Below are 21114 nucleotides of genomic sequence, written 5' to 3'. Positions count from 1 at the left end.
GAGTGATCCCGATGAACTGGACCGCCATCATCATCTGGCTGTTGGCCATCGTCCTGGTGGCTATTCTCGCCAAGATGTCGATCAAGATTGTGCGCCAGTACGAACAGGGCGTCCTGTTCCGCCTGGGCCGGGTGGTCGCGGTACGGATGCCCGGCCTGCGGTTCATCATCCCGGTGGTGGACCGGCTTCAGCTTGTGAGCCTGCGGATCGTGACAATGCCGATCCAGTCACAGGGCATCATCACCCAGGACAACGTCAGCGTCGATATCTCGGCAGTGGCGTACTACCGGGTGATCGACTCCGTGAAGTCCGTCGTGGCGATCGAAGACGTGGCCGCGGCCATCAACCAGATCGCCCAGACCACCCTGCGGAAAGTGGTCGGCCGCCACAGCCTGGACCAGACGCTGTCGGAGACTGAGCGCATCAACAGCGACATTCGGATAATCCTGGACGCGATGACCCTGGAATGGGGTGTCGAAGTGACGCTCGTCGAGCTCAAGGACATCCAGCTCCCGGAGAGCATGAAGCGGGCGATGGCCCGGCAGGCGGAGGCCGAGAGGGAGAAGCGGGCCAAGATCATTTCGGCCGAAGGAGAGGCGATCGCCGCCGTGGCGCTCGGCGCGGCATCTGACACGATGATGGCCCACCCGGTCGCCCTGCAGTTGCGGAATCTTCAGTCCCTTGTGGAGATCGGGGTGGACAAGAACTCAACCGTCGTCTTCCCAGCGCCCCTGATGAGCACCATCGCCGAACTGGCCGCTTTCCTGGCACGCGAGGACCATGTGGCCAAGACGGCGATGACGGCGATGACGGCGACGGCGACGCCAGAGGCACCGACAACGACGCCGGCACCACCGATCAAGGCCGCGTAGCCCCGACCGCCAGACCTAATTATCCCGGAACCCACGGCACGCGCCGCCGGTAGGATCGTACGGTGCTAATTCTGTTGCCGCCCTCCGAGGGCAAGACTCCCGCTGTGCGCGGAGACGCCGCCGACTGGGGCGCCTTGAGCTTTCCCGCCCTCAACAGCTCCCGCGCCAAGGTCCTGGAGGCGCTCGGCACCGTCAGCGCCCACGAGGACGCGCTGGCGCTGCTGGGCGTCGGCGCTTCACTGAGCGCCGACGTCGAACGCAATACACGGCTGCACGCGGAACCTGCCGCCCCGGCCCACCAGGTGTATTCCGGGGTGCTCTTTGACGCCCTCGGCTACAACACGCTGACCCCGGCGCAGCGGAGGAAGGCCGACGAATCGGTGCTGGTGGTCTCTGCCCTGTGGGGCGCCATCCGCTTCGCCGACCGCGTGCCCGCCTACCGGCTGTCGATGGGGACTTCGCTGCCCGACGTCGGACGGCTCGCCTCATTCTGGAAGCCTCAACTGAACGACGCCCTGGCGGCGGCCACTACGGGTGAGCTGTTAGTGGATTGCCGGTCCAGCACCTACGCCGCGGCCTGGACTCCCCCGCCGGAACAGACGGTGGCCGTGAACGTCTTCACCGAGACCGCCGGCGTGCGCAAGGTGGTCAGTCACTTTGCCAAGCACACCCGGGGCGAACTGGCACGGCATTTGCTCAGCCGCCGGGGCAAGGCGCCCCAAACCCCCGCACAGCTGCAGAAGGCGGCGGCGGAGAAGTGGGTTGCCGAACTCGTTGAGGGCACGGCCCGGAAGCCGCACACCCTGAACATCATCCTGCCGAACTGACGCGCAGGCGGGTGCTTAGGCCCACTCGGACGAGCGCACCAGGATGCAGCCGGAGTCCGGGCAGAACACGATGTCGTCCTCGGCCGCGGCCTTGATCTCGGCCAGGTCGCCCGGGCTCAGGTGCATGCCGGAGCCTTCCGAGGTGCCGTGGAAGAGCCGGGCAGCGCCGACGCCACGCTTGGCCAGGGTCTTCTCGTAGACGGCGAGCATTCCGGCGTCGAGTCCGGCGGCGAACTCGGCACGCTGCCCGCGCACCACCGTGGCTTCGGCGGCGATCTCGGCCAGCTGCTCGTCCAGCTCGGCACGGATGGAGCCGAAGGAGCCCTGGATGTCGTCCACAATCTGCTGCTGCGCCCCTTGGCGGGCGCGGAGCGAGTCGAGCCGTTCGAGGACTTCGAGCTCCACGTCCTCGAGGTCCGAGCGGCGCTTGTTCAGGGAGACGAGGTCCCGCTGCAGGGCGACGAGGTCCTTGGACAGCCCCGTGCCGCTGTTGAGCCTGGCCTCGTCGCGTTCGATCCGGGAGGCGACCTGCTCGACGTCGGCCTCTGAGCGTTTGAGCTCCAGTTCAGCATCGTGGACGGCCACCTTCGCGGCACCGAGCTCACCGTTGGCCACGCTGAGGGCGGCTTCCAGGTCCGTGATGCGGGAATCGCTTTCAAGGCTTCGCCGGCGGTTGGACAAGGACTTGAGCTTGGCATCGAGTCCCTGCAATTCGAGCAACTTCAACTGTTCCGCCGGTGCTGCCTTGGCCACTATTTACCTCCGCTAAATCCAATCCGGCCGAAGCCGGGCACCGTCCCGGCGCTCCTTAGACTCTAGCGCCTAGCGTACTCCCCGGCCTCGCTACGCTCACCCGGGGCCCCTCGCACGCCAGGCTTAGCCCGGAGTCAGAATGAAGTCCCACGGGTCGCTGTTGGTGGTGCTGACCCGGATCTCGACGTCGTGGCCCTGGTCGGTGAGCACATTGCCCAGCGCTTCGGCGGCCGCAGGCAGCCACAGCCATTCGCTGGCGAAGTGGGAAACGTCGATCAGGTACGGCCGGTCGTTGACCGCCGCCTCCCGGGCTTCGGATGCCGGGTGGTGCCGCAGGTCCGCCGTGACGTAGACGTCCGCGTTGCTCGCCCGCACCTCGCCGAAGAGGGAATCGCCGGCGCCGCCGCAGACAGCCACCCGCCGGATCAGCCCGTCCCGGTCCCCCGAGACACGCACGCCGCCGGCCACCGAGGGCAGGATGCCGTACACGCGGGCCGCGAAATCACCCAGCGTCAGGACCTCGTCGAGGTCACCGACGCGGCCGATGCCTTCCTCGGGGAGCCCGTTCGCGGCCGGCGTCAGCGGGGCCACGTTCTGCAGGCCCAGCGCGTCGGCCAGGACGTCGGAAACGCCCCCGACGGCGGAGTCACCGTTGGTGTGCACGGTCAGCAGCGCGGTCCCGGACTCGATGAGGCGGTGCACGGCCTTGCCCTTGGCCGTATTCGCGGCCACGGACGTCACGCCCTTGAGCAGCAGCGGATGGTGCGTGATGAGCAGCTCGGCACCGAAGTCGATCGCTTCCTCGATCACGTCAATTGTCGGATCGACCGCGAACATGACCCGGCGCACCTCGGCGTTCGGGTGGCCGGCCACCAGACCCACCTCGTCCCAGTCCTCGGCCAGGGATTCGGGCCAGAGCTCCTCCACCGCCAGCTGGATCAGGCCCAGCGTCGCGGCGCCGGTGTCCTCCCCGGTGCCGGTACCGGCGTCGACGGCGGCAGCAGGGCGGTCGGATTCCGCTGAAACATCGGTGTTCACAGGTTCCATACCCCCATTTTTACCCTATCCGCGGGCGGCCCGGTCACTCGTAACACTCTCGTAAGTTGGGTGGGGAATCATCGGGGCCCTCGAACCATTGAAGAGATCATGAGAACTTTTGTCCTCGGCGGAGGCTGCTTCTGGTGCCTCGACGCCGTCTACCAGAAAACCAAGGGCGTCAGCTCGGTCGTGTCGGGCTACACCGGAGGCCATGACCGCAGCCCCGACTACTACTCTGTGTGTTCCGGGACCACAGGCCACGCCGAGGTGGTGGCAGTGACGTTCGACGAGGACGTCATTCCCGCCGAGGTCATCCTGGACATGTTCTTCGCCCTCCACGACCCCACGACGCTGAACCGGCAGGGCTACGACGTCGGGACCCAGTACCGTTCCTCGATGTTCTACGAGACCACCGAGGAAAAGATTCTGTTCGAGGAGGCGATCGAGCGGAACCAGGCCCTGTGGCGGCACCCGATCGTCACCGAGGTCAGCCGGCTGCCCCAGTTCCATGTGGCCGAGGAAATCCACCAGGACTACTTCGCCAAATACCCGGAGCAGGGCTACTGCCAGGTCATCATTAACCCCAAGCTGGCCAAGGCGAGGAAATATTACTCTGCATGGCTTAATGCTTAGCTAGGGCCTGTAGGCGCTCGTTAGGCTGACCTCAGTCAACCCTCTTCAAAGACAGGCATACATACATGGCACCGATCTATGACGATGTAACCCAGCTGGTAGGCGGAACTCCGCTGGTCCGTCTGAACCGGCTGACCGAAGGCCTTGACGCCACCGTGGCCGTCAAGCTGGAGTTCTACAACCCGGCCAACAGCGTCAAGGACCGGATCGGCGTCGCGATCGTTGACGCCGCCGAGAAGTCCGGTGCACTCAAGCCCGGCGGCACCATCGTCGAAGGCACGTCCGGCAACACCGGAATAGCCCTGGCCATGGTGGGCGCGGCCCGCGGCTACAAGGTCATCCTGACCATGCCGGAAACCATGTCCACCGAGCGCCGGGTCATGCTGCGCGCGTACGGCGCCGAGATTGTCCTGACCCCCGGTTCCGAGGGCATGCGCGGCGCCGTGGAGAAAGCCCAGGAGATCGTGGCCAACACGGAGAACTCCATCTGGGCCCAGCAGTTCGCCAATGAGGCCAACCCGGAGATCCACCGCCGCACGACGGCCGAGGAAGTCTGGGCCGACACCAACGGCAAGGTGGACATCTTCGTCGCCGGCGTCGGCACCGGCGGCACCGTCACCGGCGTCGGACAGGTCCTGAAGGAACGCAAGCCGGAGGTCCAGATCGTGGCCGTCGAGCCGAAGGACTCCCCCATCCTCAACGGCGGCGCCCCGGGCCCGCACAAGATCCAGGGCCTCGGCGCGAACTTCGTCCCCGACATCCTGGACACCAACGTCTATGACGAGGTCATCGACGCCACGCTGGAAGATTCCGTCCGAGTGGCGCGCGAACTCGGCATCAAGGAAGGCATCCTGGGCGGCATCTCCTCCGGCGCCATCGTCTGGGCGGCCCTGGAGCTCGCCAAGCGTCCGGAGAACGCCGGTAAACTCATTGTTGCTGTGGTTTGCGACTTTGGTGAGCGCTACATCTCCACCGTGCTGTACGACGACATCCGCGGCTAAGTCCGCTGACCCACGATTGCCCAGAAAGGTCTTTGTGAGCTTCTTCGCAAGACTGAAGGAAGACCTCGACGCCGCCCGGTCCCACGACCCGGCGGCTCGAGGTTCTTTTGAGAACTTCTTCGCCTATTCCGGCCTGCACGCGATCTGGTTCCACCGCCTGACGCACCGGCTGTGGCAGAACCCGGCGCTGCGGTTCCCGGCGCGGCTGATCTCCCAGCTCGCCCGGTTCCTGACCGGCATCGAGATCCACCCCGGCGCGACCATCGGCCGGCGCTTCTTCATCGACCACGGCATGGGTGTGGTCATCGGCGAGACGGCCGAGATCGGCGAGGACGTCATGATCTACCACGGCGTGACCCTCGGCGGCCGCTCGCTCGCCAAGATCAAACGCCACCCCACCATCGAGGACCGTGTGGTGATCGGCGCGGGCGCGAAGATCCTGGGCCCCATCACCATCGGCCGGGACAGCGCCGTCGGCGCCAACGCCGTGGTGGTCAAGGACGCTCCGGCCGAATCAATCGTCACCGGCGTGCCGGCCACCTGGCGGCACCGCGACGCGCAGCGCGAGACCAAGCCCGCCGTCGACCCGGCCGAGTACCTGATCGAATACCGGATCTAGACCGGCTCCCGACCGGCTCCCAACCGAACCGGTATCTAGGCAGCCCTACCCGGGAACCGCTTGTAGATGTTCCACAGGACGGCGTCGAACGCCCGGTCCGGCAGCAGGTGGCGCAGCAGCAGGATCCCGCGGGCGCTGGCACCCACCGGGTAGCGGGTCCTGGGCCGCCGGGCGGTCGCTGCGTGCAGGATCGCCTCGGCCGCGAGCTCGGGCCGCGACGACGTTGCGGGGTTGTCCGTGGTGCCCAGCGCCGCCGCCACCACCTTGGCCTGGGCCGCATATGGGCCGTTTCCGGAGCTGGCCAGCAGCCCCTGCGCCGCAATGGCGCCCCACTCGGACTGCGTCCCGGCCGGTTCGATGACGGCCACATCAATACCGTGCGGCTTGAGTTCGAGCCGCAGCGAATCGCTCAGGCCCTCCACGGCGAACTTGGTCGCGTGGTACCAGGCGCCCAGCGGCTCGTACATCTTGCCGCCGATCGATGAGATGTTGATAATCCTGCCCGCACGGGCGGCCCGCATGGCGGGGATCACGAGCTGCGTCATGCGCGCCAGGCCGAAGACGTTCACGTCGAACTGCCGCCGGCCCTCAGCCAGTTCGACCTCCTCGAGCGAACCGTACGTCCCGTAGCCGGCGTTGTTGACCAGGACGTCGATCCGGCCGTGCGCGGCCATCACGTCCCCGACGGCGGCGCTCATCGAGGCCTCATCGGTCACGTCCAGTGCCACCACCTTGACCCCGGATGCCTTCAGCGGCTCCATCAGCTCAACCCGGCGGGCCCCGGCATAGACCGTGAAGCCGGCCGAGGCAAGCTTTTTCGCGGTTTCGAAGCCGATGCCGGTGGAGGCTCCGGTGACAAACGCTACGGGCTGGGGCATGAGTTGAACTCCTTGGGCGCTGAACTCCTGGGGTCGGAGCGGTGCGGAAACACGGACGGCCGGCGCCTCCCAGCGTATCTGGAAAGTACCGGCCGTCGCGTCGGAACGGGGTGGGTCAGTGGGTGTCGACTGCCTCGATCTCGGACTTGTCCTCGCCCCAGAGGGTGTGGAACGTGCCCTCGGCATCGACGCGGCCGTAGGTGTGCGCCCCGAAGAGGTCACGCTGGCCCTGGATGACGGCGGCCGGCAGGCGCTTGCGGCGCAGGCCGTCGTAGTAGGCCAGCGAGGAGGAGAACACCGGCACCGGGATGCCGAGCTGCACCGCGGTGGACACCACCCGGCGCCAGGCCGGGAGGACTTCGGCGATCGCCTTGGTGAACGCCGGGGCGAAGAGCAGGTTGGCCGGCTTCTCCGCGGCGGCGTAGGCCTTGGTGATCTCCTTGAGCAGTTCCGCGCGGATGATGCAGCCGCCGCGCCACAGCGAGGCGATTTCATCCAGCTTCAGGTCCCAGCCGTATTCCTTGGCCGCGGAGGTGAGCATGTCCAGTCCCTGGGCGTAGGAGACCAGCTTGGAGGCGTAGAGCGCCTGGCGGACGTCCTCGACGAAGCTCTCGGGGACCTCGACGGCGGCCTCGCCGCCGGCCAGCAGCTCCTGTGCCAGCACGCGCTGCTCGGCCTGGGAGGACAGTGCCCGGGCGAAGACAGACTCGGCGATGCCCGACGTCGGGGAGCCGAGCTCAAGGGCGGAGATGACCGTCCAGCGGCCGGTGCCCTTCTGGCCGGCGGCATCCACCACGACGTCGACGAACGGCTTGCCGGTCTTCGCATCGACGTGGCCGAGGACCTCGGCGGAGATTTCGATCAGGAACGAGGCGAGGTCGCCCTTGTTCCACTCTTCGAAGATCTTGGCCTGCTCGGCCGGTTCGATCCCGGCGCCGGAGCGCAGGAGGTCGAAGGCCTCGCCGATGACCTGCATGTCGGCGTATTCGATGCCGTTGTGGACCATCTTGACGAAGTGGCCGGCGCCGTCGGTGCCGATCCAGGCGCAGCAGGGCTGGCCGTCGACGTGCGCGGCGATCTTTTCCAGCAGCGGGCCGAGGGCGTCGTAGGACTCCTTGGAACCGCCCGGCATGATTGAGGGGCCGTTGAGGGCACCCTCCTCGCCACCGGAGACACCGATGCCGACGAAGTGCAGGTCCTTCTTGGCGAGCGCAGCCTCGCGGCGGCGGGTGTCCTCGTAGTGCGAGTTGCCGGCGTCGATGATGATGTCGCCCGCTTCCAACAGCGGCTCGAGCTGCTCGATCACGGAGTCGACCGGCTTGCCGGCCTTGACCATGATCAGCACGCGACGCGGCTTCTCCAGCGAATCAACGAGTTCCTGGAGGGTCTCGGTGCGGATGAAGTCGCCCTCATCGCCATACTTGGCTAGCAGGGTGTCTGTCTTTTCCACGGACCGGTTGTGCAGGGCAACGGTGAAGCCGTTCCGGGCCAGGTTGCGTGCGAGGTTGGCCCCCATCACCGCGAGGCCGGTAACACCGATGTGTGCTGACATCAAAAACTCCAATTCATTTTTGTACACGATGATTTCTGTAGACCACGTGTACGGCGATTCGTCTCAGACGTTCATCTAGGACTCGGCAGGTTGCGCCGCGGAGGGCGGAACCCACTCTTGAGGATTGCGGCTGTCCTTAAACCATATGTATTTCCGCGGGCCGCGGGAAAGCCGCGCCCACGGAGCGGAATGCTGCGCGTCATAAACAGTCTATGATCACCGGCGTCCGCCCCTCCGGTCGGCCCGGACCGGGCCCACCGCATTATGCTTACGACTATGTCAACCAGCCTCCACCACCGTGCCATTGAGCACCTCGGGACCCGGATCGTGGCCGGCGAGCTTCCGGCCGGGCACGTCATGCTTGCCGAGCACCTTGAGGACGAACTCAAGGTCTCCCGCTCGGTGGTCCGGGAGGCGGTCCGGGTCCTCCAGTCCCTGGGCCTGGTGGAGACCATCAAACGCGTCGGCATCCGGGTGCTGCCCTCGAACCGGTGGAACCCCTTCGACCCGCTCGTGATCCGCTGGCGGCTGGCCGGCGAAGGCCGCGGCGCCCAGCTGCGCTCCCTGGCCGAACTCCGCACCGCCGTCGAGCCGGTGGCCGCCGAACTGGCCGCGGCCAACGCCCCCGAGGAGCTCCGCCGCGAACTCGTGGAGATCTCGCACGCCATGCGCGACGCCGGGCAGGCCGGGGACGTGCCCCGGTTCCTCGAGCTGGACATCCTGTTCCATTCCCTGCTGCTGACCGGCTCGGGCAACGAGATGTTCGCCAACATGGTGGGCCAGGTGACCGAGACGCTGACCGGCCGCACCATCCACGGCCTGATGCCGGACCACCCGCGCGAGACGGCGCTGCGCTGGCACGTGGAGGTCGCCGAGGCCATCGCCGCCGGGAATGCCGCCGCCGCCCGCGAGGCCTCGAACCGGATCATGCGCGAGACCATCTCGGAGATGGAGCCGAGCTGGAAGAACCAGCCACGGGTGTTTGTCCCGGTCGAGCGCCACTAACCCGCCACTGGCCGTCCCGGGCCCGACGGCGGCGCTCCTCACGCAGGGGCCCGCCTGAAGTCCAGCAACACCTTCCCCGAAACAGCCGAGTTCCTGGCGATTTCGAACGCTTCCAGTCCGCGGTCCAGGCCAAAGGTGTGGGTCACCACGGGGTCCACCCGCAGGGAGCCGTCGGCGAGCGCCGCTATGACCTCATCGATTTCGTCATTGAAGCGGAAGGAGCCCACCAGCTCCAACTCGCGCGTAATGGCCAGGGAGATCAGGACCGGCTGCGGGCCCGAAGGCAGCAGCCCCACCATCACCACCCTGCCGCCACGGACCGCGCCCGTGATCGCCGAGGCCAGGCCCCGGTGGCTGCCCGAGGACTCGATGACGACGTCCGCCTCAACCGCGGCGATCGCCCCGGCGTCGTCCCCCTTGAGGACCGCGTCGGCCCCCGCAGCACGGGCTATCTCCAGCGGCAGCTCGTGCATGTCCACGGCCACGATCCGGCCGGCGCCGGCGCGTTTGAGCACGGCCACGGCCAGGGCACCGATGGGACCGCTGCCGATCACCAGCGCCGTCTTTCCCGCCACGTCGCCGGCGCGCGACACGGCGTGCCAGGCGACGCTGGCCGGTTCCGCCAGTGCCGCGGTCCGCAGGTCCAGCCCCGCCGGCAGCGGCCGGAGCATCCGGGCCGGCAGGTTCACATACCGGCTGAACGCTCCGTCGGTGTGGGGAAAGCGTGCGGCGCTGCCCAGATACGTGCAGCCCGGCGACAGATTCGGACGCTCCGCCGGGTACCGGGCGCCGCCCGGGCCCGGCGTGGCGGGATGCACCGCGACGGCCGTGCCGGGCCCCGGCCCGGAGCCGTCAGCGGCGGCGCGGATCACAGTCCCTACGATCTCGTGGCCCAGGACCATGGGAGCCTTGAGGACGGATTCGCCCGCGGCGCCGTGCAGCCAGTAGTGCAGGTCGGAGCCGCAGATGCCGCCGAAGGCCACGTCGATGACGGCTTCACCGGGCGCCGGCGCGGGCACGGGGATGTCCTCGATCCGCAGGTCGCCCGCGGCGTGGGCCACCACCGCCGCGGCCGTGGCCGGAAGTGCTGCCACGCCGCCCATCAGACCACCACCGTCATTCCGCCGTCGATGAAGATGGTCTGGCCGTTGACGAAGTCGGACCCGTCGGAGGCCAGCCACACGGCGGGTCCGGCCAGGTCCTGCACGGTCCCCCAGCGGTGCGCGGGGGTCCGGCCCAGGATCCAGGCGTTGAACTGCTCATCGTCGACGAGGTTTTGGGTCATCTCGGTGTGGATGTAGCCCGGCGCGATCCCGTTGATCTGCAGGCCCGAGGCGGCCCATTCCGCGGTCATGGCCCGGGTCAGGTTCCGCAGGCCGCCCTTCGCCGCGATGTAGGGCGCGATGGTGGGCCGGGCGAGGTCGGTCTGGACCGAGCAGATGTTGATGATCTTGCCCCGGCCCCGCGGGATCATGTGCCGGGCCGCTTCCCGCCCCACCAGGAACGCGCTGGTCAGGTCCGTGGAGATGACCCGTTCCCAGTCGGCCACGTCGAGCTCGAGCATCGGCACCCGGTGCTGGATGCCGGCGTTGTTGACCAGGATGTCCAGCGGGCCGACGTTCTCCTCCACCCAGGCGATGCCCTGGGCGGCCCCGGTGTCGCTGGTGACGTCGAAGGCGCAGCTGTGCACCCGGCCCGGCGCGTAGTCCGCGGCCATCGCGGCCTCGGCGGCCTTGAGCCGCTCGGGGTTGATGCCGTTGAGCACCACGGTGGCGCCGGCGCCGGCCAGGGCCCGGGCCAGGGCGTTGCCGATCCCCCGGCTCGAACCGGTCACCAGGGCCACACGCCCGGTCAGGTCAAAAAGTCCACTCATGGTTCACTGATCCTCATTGGTCTTTGCTGCTGTGTTGGCTGTTGGCTTGTCGCTGGGGTTGTCACGTGCGTTGTCGCTGAGATTGGCGATGGTTTGCCGCACGACGGCGAGGTCCCGGTCCCCCAGCCCCTGGCGCAGCAGGGCAGCGTAGAGCTCGGCGCCGGCGGCCGCCATCGGCACTGCGGCACCCGCGGCCGCGGCGCTCTCGAGCACGAAGGAGAGGTCCTTGTGCATGAACTTGGCGGGCCCGGTGGGCTCGTAGTCCCTGGCGGCGAGCCGTGGCCCCACGATGTCCAGGACCCGGCTGCCCGCGAGTCCGCCCGCGAGCACCTCGTAAAGGGCGGGCACCTCCATGCCGGAGCGTTCGGCGAGCTCCGCGGCCTCGGCGAGCGCCGCCGTCGTGGTTCCCACGATCAGCTGGTTGCACGCCTTGGCGAGCGACCCCGATCCCAGCGGTCCCAGCCGCCGCACGGTGCTGCCCATCGCGCCAAAGAGCGGCAGGAGCCGGCGGAAGTCGCTGTCGCTGGCGCCCGCCATGATGGCGAGGGTTCCGTCCGCCGCGCCTTTGGTGCCGCCGCTGACCGGCGCATCGACGACGACGGCGTTGCCCCCGCTCGCCTCCGCGACCCGTGCCCCGAAGTACCGCACGCCGGCCGGCGACACGCTGCTCATCACCACGACGGCGGTTCCGGGCGCGGGCGGGCTGGCGGTCCAGCCGGCCAGGAGCGCGGCACTCGCATCCTCAATGTCGGACAGATCCGGCAGCATGAAGACAATGACGGGCTGGTCGCGGAGCGCCTCGACCCTGGCCACGCGCGAGCCGCCCAGGGTCTCGAAGGCGTCCAGCGCCGCCGGCGAACGGTTCCAGGCCGTGACGGTCCATCCCGCCGCGAGGAGGTTGGCGGCCATCGGCGCGCCCATCAGGCCGAGGCCGACGAACCCGGCCTCCCTGCGGTCCATCTCCATGCGTTGCCTCACTTCGTCGTGGTTAATCTTGGAATTCTGTTCAGCATCCTAGCCTCCATTCAGTATGATGAACACTATGACGACCAAAACCACCGTCGCGATCGCCGTCCCACTCGAAGCAGAGCTGGTGGACCGCATCCGCGCCGTAGATCCGTCCGTGACCGTCCTCTACGACCCCGAGCTCCTGCCGCCGGAACGTTTTCCCGCCGACCATGCGGGTGACCCGGACTTCCGCCGGACGCCGGAGCAGGAAGAGCGCTACTGGGACATGCTCAACAAGGCCCAGGTCCTGTACGGGCTCCCCAACGAAAGCCCGGCAGGCCTCGCCCGGATCGCCGGCAGCAATCCCCGGCTTGAGTGGATCCATGCCATGGCGGCCGGCGCCGGCGGTGCCGTAAAGGCATCGGGGCTGGACGCCGCGACGCTGCAGAAGTTCAGGGTCACCACCTCGGCCGGGGTGCACGCCCTGCCGCTCGCCGAGTTCGCCGCCCTGGGCATCCTCAACGGCTTCAAGCGCAGCGCCGAGCTGGCCCAGGACCAGGCGGCCAAGCTCTGGCCCGAGCTCCGCACCCCCACCCGCCTGGTCAACGGCTCCCGCTTGGTGGTCACCGGGCTCGGCGAGATCGGGCTCGAGACCGCACGGATCGCCCGCGCCCTGGGCATGAGCGTCAGCGGGACCAAGCGGACCGTGGAGGCCATCGACGGGATCGAGACGGTCACGGACAACGACGGCCTCGCCGGCCTGCTGGGCACCGCAGACGCCGTCGTCAATACCCTGCCCGGCACGCCGTACACCGAGAAGCTCTTCAGCCGCGACGTCTTCGCCGCCATGAAGCCCGGAACAGTCTTCGTCAACGTGGGCCGCGGCACCGTGGTCGATGAAGAGGCGCTTCTGGAGGCCCTGGGCAACGGCCAGGTCTCCTATGCCTGCCTCGATGTCTTCGCCGTGGAGCCACTGCCGCAGGACAGCCCGCTGTGGAACCACCCCAGGGTGATGGTGTCCCCGCACACCTCGGCGCTCAGTGCCGCCGAAAACCGGCTGATCACCGAACGCTTTTGCAGCAACCTGCGGACCTACCTCGACGGTGGCGAACTCCCCCACCTGGTGGACACGGTGCACTTCTACTGAGTCCACTCTTCCGCACTGCACCAGCGCCGCAGCGCACACAGGGCGGCCCACCGGAAACGGTTGGGCCGCCCTTAGCGTTGGGCGAGGCAGGTTCCGCCCAAGCGACGCGGGACCGTGCCTGCGCCGCGGGATCCGGGCGCGCCGGGTATTTTGCCCGTCGACGCGGGTATTCCGTGGCGCAGAAACGGCCGTGGCCCCTTCCTGGGTGGAAGGGGCCACGGCCTGTGCTGCGCGGACGGAGGTCTGCAGCCCGGATCCCGCCTAGCGCGCATCCTCCGTCAGGAGAAGGTCGCGTCCCACCGTCTCGGGCGTGAAGAAGGTGGTGACGAACGAGATCAGCGCCAGGACCAGCGAGTAGATGGCGAGCACCAGCCAGGAATGGTCCGTGGCGGCCAGCAGCGCGGCGCCGACCAGCGGGACCAGGCCGCCGGCCAGGACGGCGGAGAGCTCCCGGCTCATGGCCACGCCGGTGAAGCGGTACTGCGAGCCGAAGAGTTCAGGCAGCAGCGGGCACTGCGGGCCGAGCATGGACTGAACGCCGAGGGCGATGCCCACCACCATGACAATCCAGACCAGCGTGACATTGCCCAGCGTCACCAGGTAGAACGCCGGCAGCGCGATGAGCGCCTGGAACAGCGCGCCGTAGCGGTAGACGGGCACCCGGCCGAACCTGTCGGACAGCGCACCGAAGGTGATCACCATGACGGCCGCGAAGCCCGCGGCGATGAGCAGGCCGACCGGACCGATGAACTTGTCGCCGGGAAAAACGCCGTCCTTGGCCGCCAGGAACGCGATGAGCAGCGCGGAGTAGATCGAGGAATTGCCGTTTTCGCCCATCCGCAGGCCGATGCCGATCAGCACGTTCTTCTTCGAGTGCTTCCACAGCTGGCCGATGGGGTTCTTGACCACGCTCTTGTGCTTTTCCAGTTCCTGGAAGACGGGCGTTTCCTTCAGCCGGAGCCGAATGAAGATGGCCACCACAACCAGGAGCACGCTGGCCAGGAAGGGCACCCGCCACAGCCAGCCCTCCAGGACGGCCTTGTCTGCCATGGCAATGAGCGCAAACGTTCCGGCGCCGAGCAGGGTCCCCAGCTGGATGCCGACGAACGGGAGCGACGCGAAGAAGCCACGACGGCGGCGCGGCGCGACTTCGGAAATGAGCGTGGTGGCGCCCGCCTGTTCAGCGCCGGCGCCCAGTCCCTGCAGGATGCGCAGCGTCACCAGAAGAACGGCGCCGAGCATGCCGGCCTGTTCGTACGTCGGCAGCAGGCCGATGGCGAAGCTGGCGGTCCCCATCAGGCCGATGGTGAGGATCAGGACCATCTTGCGGCCGAACCGGTCGCCGATGTAGCCGAAGACCATCCCGCCGAAGGGCCGGGCCGCGAAGCCCACACCGTACGTGGCGAAGGATGCAATCAGGGCCCCGTCCTCGCCGAGTGGCTTGAAAAACAGCGGGCCGAAGATCAGGGCGGAGGCCAGCCCGTAGATGTAGAAGTCGTAGTACTCCAGCGCGGAGCCCACAGAGCTGGCAAGCGTTGCCCGTCGCAGCTGTTCCGGATCGACGACGGCGCCGTCCGCTTCAGCGAGCGGTGTATTAGTACTAGTTGTCACAAGCACTCCCTCAAGAACACTCCAGACCCCCGTTGGTCTGGTGGGTGTGAGCAACCCCAAGGAGTCGATCACTATGCTGAACAGCGTACAGCATAGTGATCGGCTAGCCAATGAATAATCAGTTTTATTCCGGGGCGTCCCGAAACGCCCAGCGGCGCGGGCCCCTAGCCCATGGGATTGCCGAGGGACCGGGCGAGGTCCTGGAGTTCCTTCACCATCAGGGCGCCCTGCTCCTGCGAGTAAGTGGCCTTCAGCGCGGTGACCGACAGGCCTAGGCTGGGCCCGTGTGCGCCCCGGGTCGGGACGGCGACGGCCAGGCACACGACGCCCGTGGTGGATTCCTCGTCCTCGAACGCATACCCCTGTTCCCGGATGAGCGTGAGCTGCGCCTTGAGCTCGGCACCCGTGCGCAGCGACTTCGGCGTCAGGACCGGAAGGGTGGCGTCGTCGGGAAACATCTCGTCGACGTCGTGGTCATGCAGCCGTGCGATCAGGGCCTTGCCCACGGCACAGAGGGACACGGGCATCTTGTCGCCGATATTGGACGTCAGGCGCACCGCCGGGTGCCCTTCGTAGCGGGCCAGGTAGATGACATTTGTTCCGTCCAGCATGGCGATCCGGACCGTCTCTCCCGAGAGCGTCGGGGCCTGTTCACAGAAGCGGTAGAACTCCTGGACCTCGTCGAGGCGGCTGAGGTACGCAGCGCCGAGCTCAACCAACTTCCGGCCGAGGGTGAACTCCGCGCCCTGGCGGCTGATCAGCCTCGCCTCCTCGAGCGCGAGCAGGAGGTTGGAGGTGGAGGACTTCGGGATTCCCAGTTCCCGGGACAGATCACTGAGCGTGAGGCGTCCGGTCGCGGATGCCGCCAGGGCTTCCAGCACGGCGGCGGCACGGGTAACAGCCGGCGCGGGTGACGCGCTCCCCAATCCGTCGGAGGGTCGGGAAACTCGGGAATCGGCCATGATTCTCCTTCAGGTATCGCGCGCAAGTCGCCGCGCCACTCGTTCGAATGCCGTCCAGTCAGCTGAACACTAACCATCATAATGTCTGGCGCCCTGAACCGGGACCGGCAGGGCCCGTGCATCCATTGCTCCCCGTCGGCGGGCCTCGTCGGGGACCGCCGGCCCCTTAGGCGGCAGACACCACGGGGTTCGTCAGCTCGCCGATGCCGGCAATGTGGCAAGTGACGGTGTCGCCGGGGACGATCGGCGCACACTCGGCGGGGAATCCCGTCAGCACCAGGTCACCCGGGTGAAGGGTCATGAAGGATGTGAGATAGGCGAGGATTTCCTCGACCTTCCAGCCAAGGTCGGCGGAGCTGGCTGCCTGGAGTTCCTGACCGTTGTGTTTGATGCCGATCGCCAGGTCGTCACCGTTCAGGTCCGTGACAATCCAGGGCCCCACGGGCGTGAACGTGTCCTGGCTCTTGGCGCTGATCCACAGCTGATCGGATTCCTGCAGGTTCCTGGCGGAGACGTCATTTCCTATGGTGTAGCCTAGGACCGCGCCCATGGCGTTGCCGGGCGTCAGTCCGCGGGCGCTGCTCCCGATCACGAGGGTCAGTTCGGCCTCCGGCTCGACGCGTCCCACGCCCGGCCGGAGTTCAACCGCGTCCCCTGGGCCGACCACGCTGGTGGACGCCTTGTGGAAGGCCTGCGGCGGAAGCCCGCGACCGGCGGCACCGGTATTGTGCGCCATGCCCAGGACGTTGGCCGGGACACAGGGCGCGAGGAACGTAAACGACGCTTCCTCCACTGTCGCGCCGACCTCCCAACCGCTGCGGGGCAGGCTGCCGGCATTGGCGGCAGAACCCGGGAACGGAGAGGGTGTCACCGTCCACACGTTGCCGGCCGCACTGCCAAAGTCCGCTGCGTCGTTGGCGACGAAGAAGTTTTCGTCCCCGGCAGCCGGGGAAAGCGGGCGGACTCTGGCGATTCGGCGGGCACTCGTGGCGGTCATGAAAACATCCTAGGCGGCGGACTCCCGGGGGCCGCGATTAGGCCATCGACTGGCGTAATTCTGGCGCGCAGAAACACCGCCGGTGTTTCACATTTCCAAGCGTTCACGGTATATTCATTACAAGCCTTCCACCGCGGCATCCCCCAATAGTCGCGGTGGAAGGCTTTTCCAATGCCCGGGTGATTCCAGGGTCCGGGGTCCCCTTTTGAGCGGGCCGGGCCGGGCGATTGTTGCCCGCGCAGGCAGCCTACGCGGCGTCCGCAACGGCCCCCCGCAGCCGCCAGCCCCCACCGAGGCCATCCCGGATCAGTTCCATGGTGGTCAGGGCAGATCCGCGGTTGCGGCCGAGCCTCGCCTGGACCTGCCAGACCTCGACATCCACGCGGCTCAGGCCCTTGGGCATCCGGCGCTCGGCCTCCCACCAGCTGACCCGCTCGAACCAACGCACGGGCTCGGCGCCGATCAACCATTCCCTGCCCCCGCGCACTACCGCCAGGGGCCGCCCGTCCGGGCCTGTTTTCACCATCACGTGTTCCATGCCCGTCACAGTAGGGCGGAGCCCTGACATTTTCGGGCCGTGCAGCATCCCCCGCCGGGACGCACAAAACCCCGCCCTTCCGGACCGTGTGGTCCGGAAAGACGGGGTTTTCTGTGGTGGGTCCTACCGGGATCGAACCGATGACATCCACGGTGTAAACGTGGCGCTCTACCAGCTGAGCTAAAGACCCAAACCGCGGTTTCCGCGCCTCAGCGCTTCAACCAACGAACAGCTACTGTACCGGATGTCACCGGCCAAGCGCCAATCGGCCCGGCCGTCGCTACAGGGGCGGCAGCTCGGCGGCGAGCCAGGTCAAGGCCCCGCTGACGCCTGCCTCCAGCTTGATGGTGGCGAGGCCGTCCCCGCGGGTCGGTCCCCTGTTGATGATGACCACGGCTTTGCCCTGCTTCGCCGCGTGGCGGACAAAACGCAGGCCGCTCATCACGGTCAGCGACGAGCCGGCCACCAGGAGCGCCCGGGCGGCGTCGACCATGGCGTACGAGCGCTCCACCCGGTCCTTGGGCACGTTTTCCCCGAAGTACACGAAGTCCGGTTTCAGGGTGCCGCCGCAGGCCGGACAGCGGGCGACGATGAACGATCCAATCAGTTCGGCGTCCTCGACGGCGGCATCGGCGTCCGGTGCCATTTCAACCACCCCGGCCGCCTGCGCCCGTTCCAGGAACCCGGGGTTGAGTTCTTCCAGGACACCGGCCAGCATCCGGCGGCTGAACCGCCGGTGGCAGTCCAGGCACACCACCTGGTCGAACCGGCCGTGCAGGTCCACGACGTTGACGCTGCCGGCGTCCTCGTGGAGCCGGTCCACGTTTTGGGTGATGAGGCCGGTGAGAAGCCCCCGCTGCTCCAGCCGGGCTACAGCGGCATGGCCATCGTTCGGATCCGCCCTGCGCAGATGTGACCAGCCGATGTGGTTGCGTGCCCAGTAGCGCTGCCGGTTTCCCGGCTCGCCGATGAATTCCTGGTAGGTCATGGGGGTCCGCGGTGCGGCGCCGGGCCCACGGTAGTCCGGGATGCCTGAATCCGTACTCAGGCCGGCACCCGTCAGCACGGCGAACTGCTCCCCGGACAGGAGGCCATGGATGTCCTGCAGGGCCTCCAACTCGGTGCGCTGGAGTTCCGCGGCGCTCCCGGCGGCCGTGACCGGCGGGAGGCTGGCAAACCCGGTCATGCCGATTCCTGGCCGCCGCTGCCTCACCGGATCAGCTCCCGCCGAGTCCCGCGAGGGCCGCCCGGTATTCGGCGAAGTCCCGGGCCTGGCCGCGCGGATTCACCACGACGTAGCGGACGATTCCCGCCGCGTCGATGATGAAGGTGCCGCGCAGCGCCATGCCGCTGTCAGGGTCGAACACACCGTAAGCCGAGGCCACGGCCCCGTGCGGCCAGAAGTCGGCCAGCAGATCGAAGCCGTAGCCTTCCTTTTCGGCATAGGCACGCTGGGCGAATTTGCTGTCCACCGAGACTGCCAGCACGGCGGCGTCGGCATCCTCGAACAGTGCCAGGTTGTCCCGGATTTCACACAGTTCCCCGGTGCAGATCCCGGAGAAGGCAAACGGGTAGAAGACTATGGCGACGTTGCGGCCGCGGAAGTCTGAGAGGCGCACCGGTTCGCCGAATTGATTGGCGAGCTCGAAATCCGGCGCGGCATCGCCGACGCCGGGAACGGAACCGGGAACGGGGCTCACGGCGGAGCCCGGCCCGGAGGCCTCGTGCTGGACCGCTTGGGTCACTTGTTCTTCCGCGTGACCAACCGGGTGGCGCTCCAGTCCTTCGAGACGCCGGCGGAGGTGGTGTAGTGGAGCCCTGCGGTAGGCGCGGCATCCTGGATGTCCGCGGGCGAGACGTAGCCGTCCCGGCCGGACTTGGGAGTCAGGACCCAGACAACGCCGCCCTCGGTGAGAGTGGTCAGCGAATCGACCAGCGTGTCCACAAGGTCTCCGTCACCTGCCCGCCACCAGAGAATGGCGGCATCGACCACCTCGTGATCGTCCTCATCGAGAAGCTCAGAGCCCGTGAGATCTTCGATATCGTCCCGCAAGTCGAAGTCGACATCGTCGTCATAACCGAATTCCTGAATCAGGTCCCCGTCTTTGAAACCCAGTTTCTCCGCCACATTTACCGAAGTGGCGGCGTCGGCCTCGCTCACGTGTTGCTCCTATGCTTTTTGAATTGCTTCATGTTTTCAATGGCACTAGTGATTTCCATTACTCCAAGCCAACACCCTTTGGGCTCTCGCTTCAAGCTGTTGGCACCGCGATCCGCCATATTCTGCGTCACACAGGACGATCCGGAGGCTGCCGGGCAGCGCTTCGTCACACAACCAGTATGCCCGTGAAATACGGGGACGGGTCCATAGGGCGGCTACGCATCCATCAGCCCGCACGGCTAGTGGACGTGGCTGCAGGAGAAGATACCTCCCATATCCTCAGCGGGTTGACAAACCAGCTGCCTGATCGTGATCCGGAAGAGACCGCCGAATGGCTGGAGTCCCTGGATACCCTGATTCAGGAACAAGGCACCGAACGTGCCCAGTACATTATGCGAAGCCTGCTCCAGCGGGCCGGCGCGCAGAGCGTGGGTGTTCCGATGGTCACCACCACGGACTACGTCAACACCATCCCGGTCGACCAGGAAGCGGCATTCCCTGGCGACGAAGAGATCGAACGCAAATACCGYGCCTGGCTGCGCTGGAATGCCGCCGTGATGGTGCACCGGGCRCAGCGGGCGGACATCGGCGTCGGAGGCCAYATCTCCACCTACGCCGGCGCCGCGACCCTGTACGAGGTCGGCTTCAATCACTTCTTCCGCGGCAAGGACCACCCCGGCGGCGGCGACCAGGTCTTCTTCCAGGGCCACGCCTCCCCCGGCATGTACGCCCGCGCCTTCATGGAAGGCCGGCTCTCCGAGGAGGACCTGGACGGGTTCCGCCAGGAGAAGTCCAAGGAAGGGCACGCCCTGTCCTCCTATCCGCACCCGCGCCTGATGCCGGAGTTCTGGGAATTCCCCACCGTCTCGATGGGCATCGGCCCGATGAACGCCATCTACCAGGCCCAGTCCAACCGGTACCTGCACAACCGCGGCATCAAGGACACCTCGGACCAGCAGGTCTGGGCGTTCCTGGGCGACGGCGAAATGGACGAGCCCGAGTCCCGCGGCCTGCTGCARCTGGCGGCCAACGACAAGCTCGACAACCTCAACTTCGTSATCAACTGCAACCTCCAGCGCCTCGACGGTCCCGTCCGCGGCAACGGCAAGATCATGCAGGAACTCGAAGCGTTCTTCCGCGGTGCCGGCTGGAACGTCATCAAGGTCGTCTGGGGCCGSGAGTGGGATGACCTGCTGGCCAAGGACGARGACGGCTCGCTCGTGAAGATCATGAACGAGACCGTCGACGGCGACTACCAGACGTACAAGGCCGAATCCGGYGCGTTCGTCCGCGAGCACTTCTTCGGCAAGACCCCGCAGACCAAGGAAATGGTCCAGGACCTGACCGACGACCAGATCTGGAACCTCAAGCGCGGCGGCCACGACTACAACAAGGTCTACGCCGCCTACAAGGCCGCCACCGAGTTCAAGGGCAAGCCCACGGTCATCCTGGCGCACACGGTCAAGGGCTACGGCCTGGGYACCCACTTCGAGGGCCGCAACGCGACCCACCAGATGAAGAAGCTCACCCTCGCGGACCTCAAGGCCTTCCGCGACCACCTGCGCATCCCGATCACGGACGACCAGCTCGAAGCGGACCTCTACCGGCCGCCGTACTACCACCCCGGCATGGACTCCCCGGAGATCCAGTACCTGATGGACCGCCGCAAGCAACTCGGCGGCTTCGTCCCCGAGCGGCG

General features: G+C 67.3%; 21 protein-coding genes, 1 tRNA gene and 1 pseudogene. 8 read left to right on the top strand and 15 right to left on the bottom strand.

Annotation, left to right across the window (positions count from 1 at the left end):
* The first annotated feature begins 11 nt into the window (after positions 1–11).
* Positions 12–872, top strand: coding sequence for a slipin family protein (locus AC1DFR_RS14365; RefSeq protein WP_476858300.1), 861 nt, complete (start codon positions 12–14; stop codon positions 870–872).
* 62 nt (positions 873–934) lie between these two features.
* Complete coding sequence (locus AC1DFR_RS14360) at positions 935–1699, top strand: YaaA family protein (RefSeq protein WP_230008953.1); 765 nt, start codon at positions 935–937, stop codon at positions 1697–1699.
* A gap of 15 nt (positions 1700–1714) precedes the next feature.
* Here the strand turns inward: AC1DFR_RS14360 and AC1DFR_RS14355 are convergent, their stop codons facing one another.
* Both AC1DFR_RS14355 and AC1DFR_RS14350 read right to left on the bottom strand, forming a co-directional pair.
* The gene (locus tag AC1DFR_RS14355) at positions 1715–2452 is read right to left on the bottom strand and encodes a zinc ribbon domain-containing protein (protein ID WP_476873709.1); all 738 of its coding nucleotides are present in this window, start codon (positions 2450–2452) and stop codon (positions 1715–1717) included.
* Between the two features lie 123 nt (positions 2453–2575).
* Complete coding sequence (locus AC1DFR_RS14350) at positions 2576–3499, bottom strand: Nif3-like dinuclear metal center hexameric protein (RefSeq protein ID WP_476848985.1); 924 nt, start codon at positions 3497–3499, stop codon at positions 2576–2578.
* Between the two features lie 99 nt (positions 3500–3598).
* Between AC1DFR_RS14350 and msrA the strand changes: the two genes are divergently transcribed.
* From msrA to epsC, 3 genes are all read left to right on the top strand, one after another.
* On the top strand, positions 3599–4123 hold the full coding sequence (gene msrA / locus AC1DFR_RS14345) for a peptide-methionine (S)-S-oxide reductase MsrA (RefSeq protein WP_476848984.1): 525 nt from the start codon (positions 3599–3601) through the stop codon (positions 4121–4123).
* 65 nt (positions 4124–4188) lie between these two features.
* Positions 4189–5124, top strand: a complete 936-nt coding sequence (cysK, locus tag AC1DFR_RS14340; RefSeq protein WP_476873708.1) for a cysteine synthase A — start codon at positions 4189–4191, stop codon at positions 5122–5124.
* 34 nt (positions 5125–5158) lie between these two features.
* Positions 5159–5743 carry a serine O-acetyltransferase EpsC gene (gene epsC, locus AC1DFR_RS14335; RefSeq protein ID WP_018773413.1) on the top strand — a complete coding sequence of 195 codons (585 nt, stop codon included), beginning with the start codon at positions 5159–5161 and terminating at the stop codon, positions 5741–5743.
* A gap of 35 nt (positions 5744–5778) precedes the next feature.
* On the opposite strand, the gene AC1DFR_RS14330 is transcribed toward epsC, so the two are convergent.
* The gene (locus AC1DFR_RS14330) at positions 5779–6621 is read right to left on the bottom strand and encodes an oxidoreductase (RefSeq protein ID WP_476873707.1); all 843 of its coding nucleotides are present in this window, start codon (positions 6619–6621) and stop codon (positions 5779–5781) included.
* A gap of 115 nt (positions 6622–6736) precedes the next feature.
* Complete coding sequence (gene gndA, locus AC1DFR_RS14325) at positions 6737–8173, bottom strand: NADP-dependent phosphogluconate dehydrogenase (RefSeq protein WP_476858296.1); 1437 nt, start codon at positions 8171–8173, stop codon at positions 6737–6739.
* A gap of 276 nt (positions 8174–8449) precedes the next feature.
* Here gndA and AC1DFR_RS14320 point away from each other — a divergent pair, with 276 nt between their 5' ends.
* Positions 8450–9178 carry a FadR/GntR family transcriptional regulator gene (locus AC1DFR_RS14320; protein WP_476858295.1) on the top strand — a complete coding sequence of 243 codons (729 nt, stop codon included), beginning with the start codon at positions 8450–8452 and terminating at the stop codon, positions 9176–9178.
* 38 nt (positions 9179–9216) lie between these two features.
* On the opposite strand, the gene AC1DFR_RS14315 is transcribed toward AC1DFR_RS14320, so the two are convergent.
* The 3 genes from AC1DFR_RS14315 to AC1DFR_RS14305 are packed head-to-tail and all read right to left on the bottom strand — an operon-like array spanning position 9217 to position 12017.
* Complete coding sequence (locus AC1DFR_RS14315; protein ID WP_476873706.1) at positions 9217–10281, bottom strand: L-idonate 5-dehydrogenase; 1065 nt, start codon at positions 10279–10281, stop codon at positions 9217–9219.
* Positions 10281–11051, bottom strand: coding sequence for an SDR family oxidoreductase (locus AC1DFR_RS14310; RefSeq protein ID WP_476873705.1), 771 nt, complete (start codon positions 11049–11051; stop codon positions 10281–10283). The genes AC1DFR_RS14315 and AC1DFR_RS14310 overlap by 1 nt, the downstream gene beginning before the upstream one ends.
* A gap of 3 nt (positions 11052–11054) precedes the next feature.
* Positions 11055–12017: an NAD(P)-dependent oxidoreductase gene (locus tag AC1DFR_RS14305; RefSeq protein WP_476873754.1), complete on the bottom strand. Its 963-nt coding sequence runs from the start codon at positions 12015–12017 to the stop codon at positions 11055–11057.
* 64 nt (positions 12018–12081) lie between these two features.
* Here AC1DFR_RS14305 and AC1DFR_RS14300 point away from each other — a divergent pair, with 64 nt between their 5' ends.
* Entirely contained in the window at positions 12082–13146 is a 1065-nt protein-coding gene (locus tag AC1DFR_RS14300) for a D-2-hydroxyacid dehydrogenase (protein WP_476873704.1), read from the top strand.
* 261 nt (positions 13147–13407) lie between these two features.
* Here AC1DFR_RS14300 and AC1DFR_RS14295 read toward each other — a convergent pair whose 3' ends face one another.
* The 8 genes from AC1DFR_RS14295 to AC1DFR_RS14260 all read right to left on the bottom strand — a co-directional run bounded on the left by AC1DFR_RS14295 (position 13408) and on the right by AC1DFR_RS14260 (position 19415).
* Positions 13408–14757 carry an MFS transporter gene (locus AC1DFR_RS14295; RefSeq protein WP_476848979.1) on the bottom strand — a complete coding sequence of 450 codons (1350 nt, stop codon included), beginning with the start codon at positions 14755–14757 and terminating at the stop codon, positions 13408–13410.
* A gap of 164 nt (positions 14758–14921) precedes the next feature.
* On the bottom strand, positions 14922–15719 hold the full coding sequence (locus AC1DFR_RS14290; protein ID WP_476856943.1) for an IclR family transcriptional regulator: 798 nt from the start codon (positions 15717–15719) through the stop codon (positions 14922–14924).
* 166 nt (positions 15720–15885) lie between these two features.
* Positions 15886–16716 (bottom strand): fumarylacetoacetate hydrolase family protein, encoded by an 831-nt coding sequence (locus AC1DFR_RS14285; protein ID WP_476873703.1) that lies wholly within the window; start codon positions 16714–16716, stop codon positions 15886–15888.
* A gap of 247 nt (positions 16717–16963) precedes the next feature.
* Entirely contained in the window at positions 16964–17242 is a 279-nt protein-coding gene (locus AC1DFR_RS14280; protein WP_018773424.1) for a hypothetical protein, read from the bottom strand.
* A 126-nt stretch (positions 17243–17368) separates the two neighbouring features.
* Positions 17369–17444: transfer RNA gene (locus tag AC1DFR_RS14275), tRNA-Val, on the bottom strand.
* Between the two features lie 90 nt (positions 17445–17534).
* Positions 17535–18467: an NAD-dependent protein deacetylase gene (locus tag AC1DFR_RS14270; RefSeq protein ID WP_476848976.1), complete on the bottom strand. Its 933-nt coding sequence runs from the start codon at positions 18465–18467 to the stop codon at positions 17535–17537.
* A 4-nt stretch (positions 18468–18471) separates the two neighbouring features.
* A complete protein-coding gene (locus tag AC1DFR_RS14265) occupies positions 18472–18954 on the bottom strand; it encodes a peroxiredoxin (protein ID WP_476873753.1) in 483 nt (160 codons plus the stop codon).
* Between the two features lie 41 nt (positions 18955–18995).
* Positions 18996–19415, bottom strand: coding sequence for a DUF3052 domain-containing protein (locus AC1DFR_RS14260; protein ID WP_018773429.1), 420 nt, complete (start codon positions 19413–19415; stop codon positions 18996–18998).
* 248 nt (positions 19416–19663) lie between these two features.
* Here AC1DFR_RS14260 and AC1DFR_RS14255 point away from each other — a divergent pair.
* A pseudogene (locus AC1DFR_RS14255) lies at positions 19664–21114 on the top strand (pyruvate dehydrogenase (acetyl-transferring), homodimeric type); the annotation flags it as partial.

This window comes from Arthrobacter sp. 05T410 (assembly GCF_056396505.1).
This window is presented reverse-complemented; position numbering and strand designations above follow the sequence as displayed.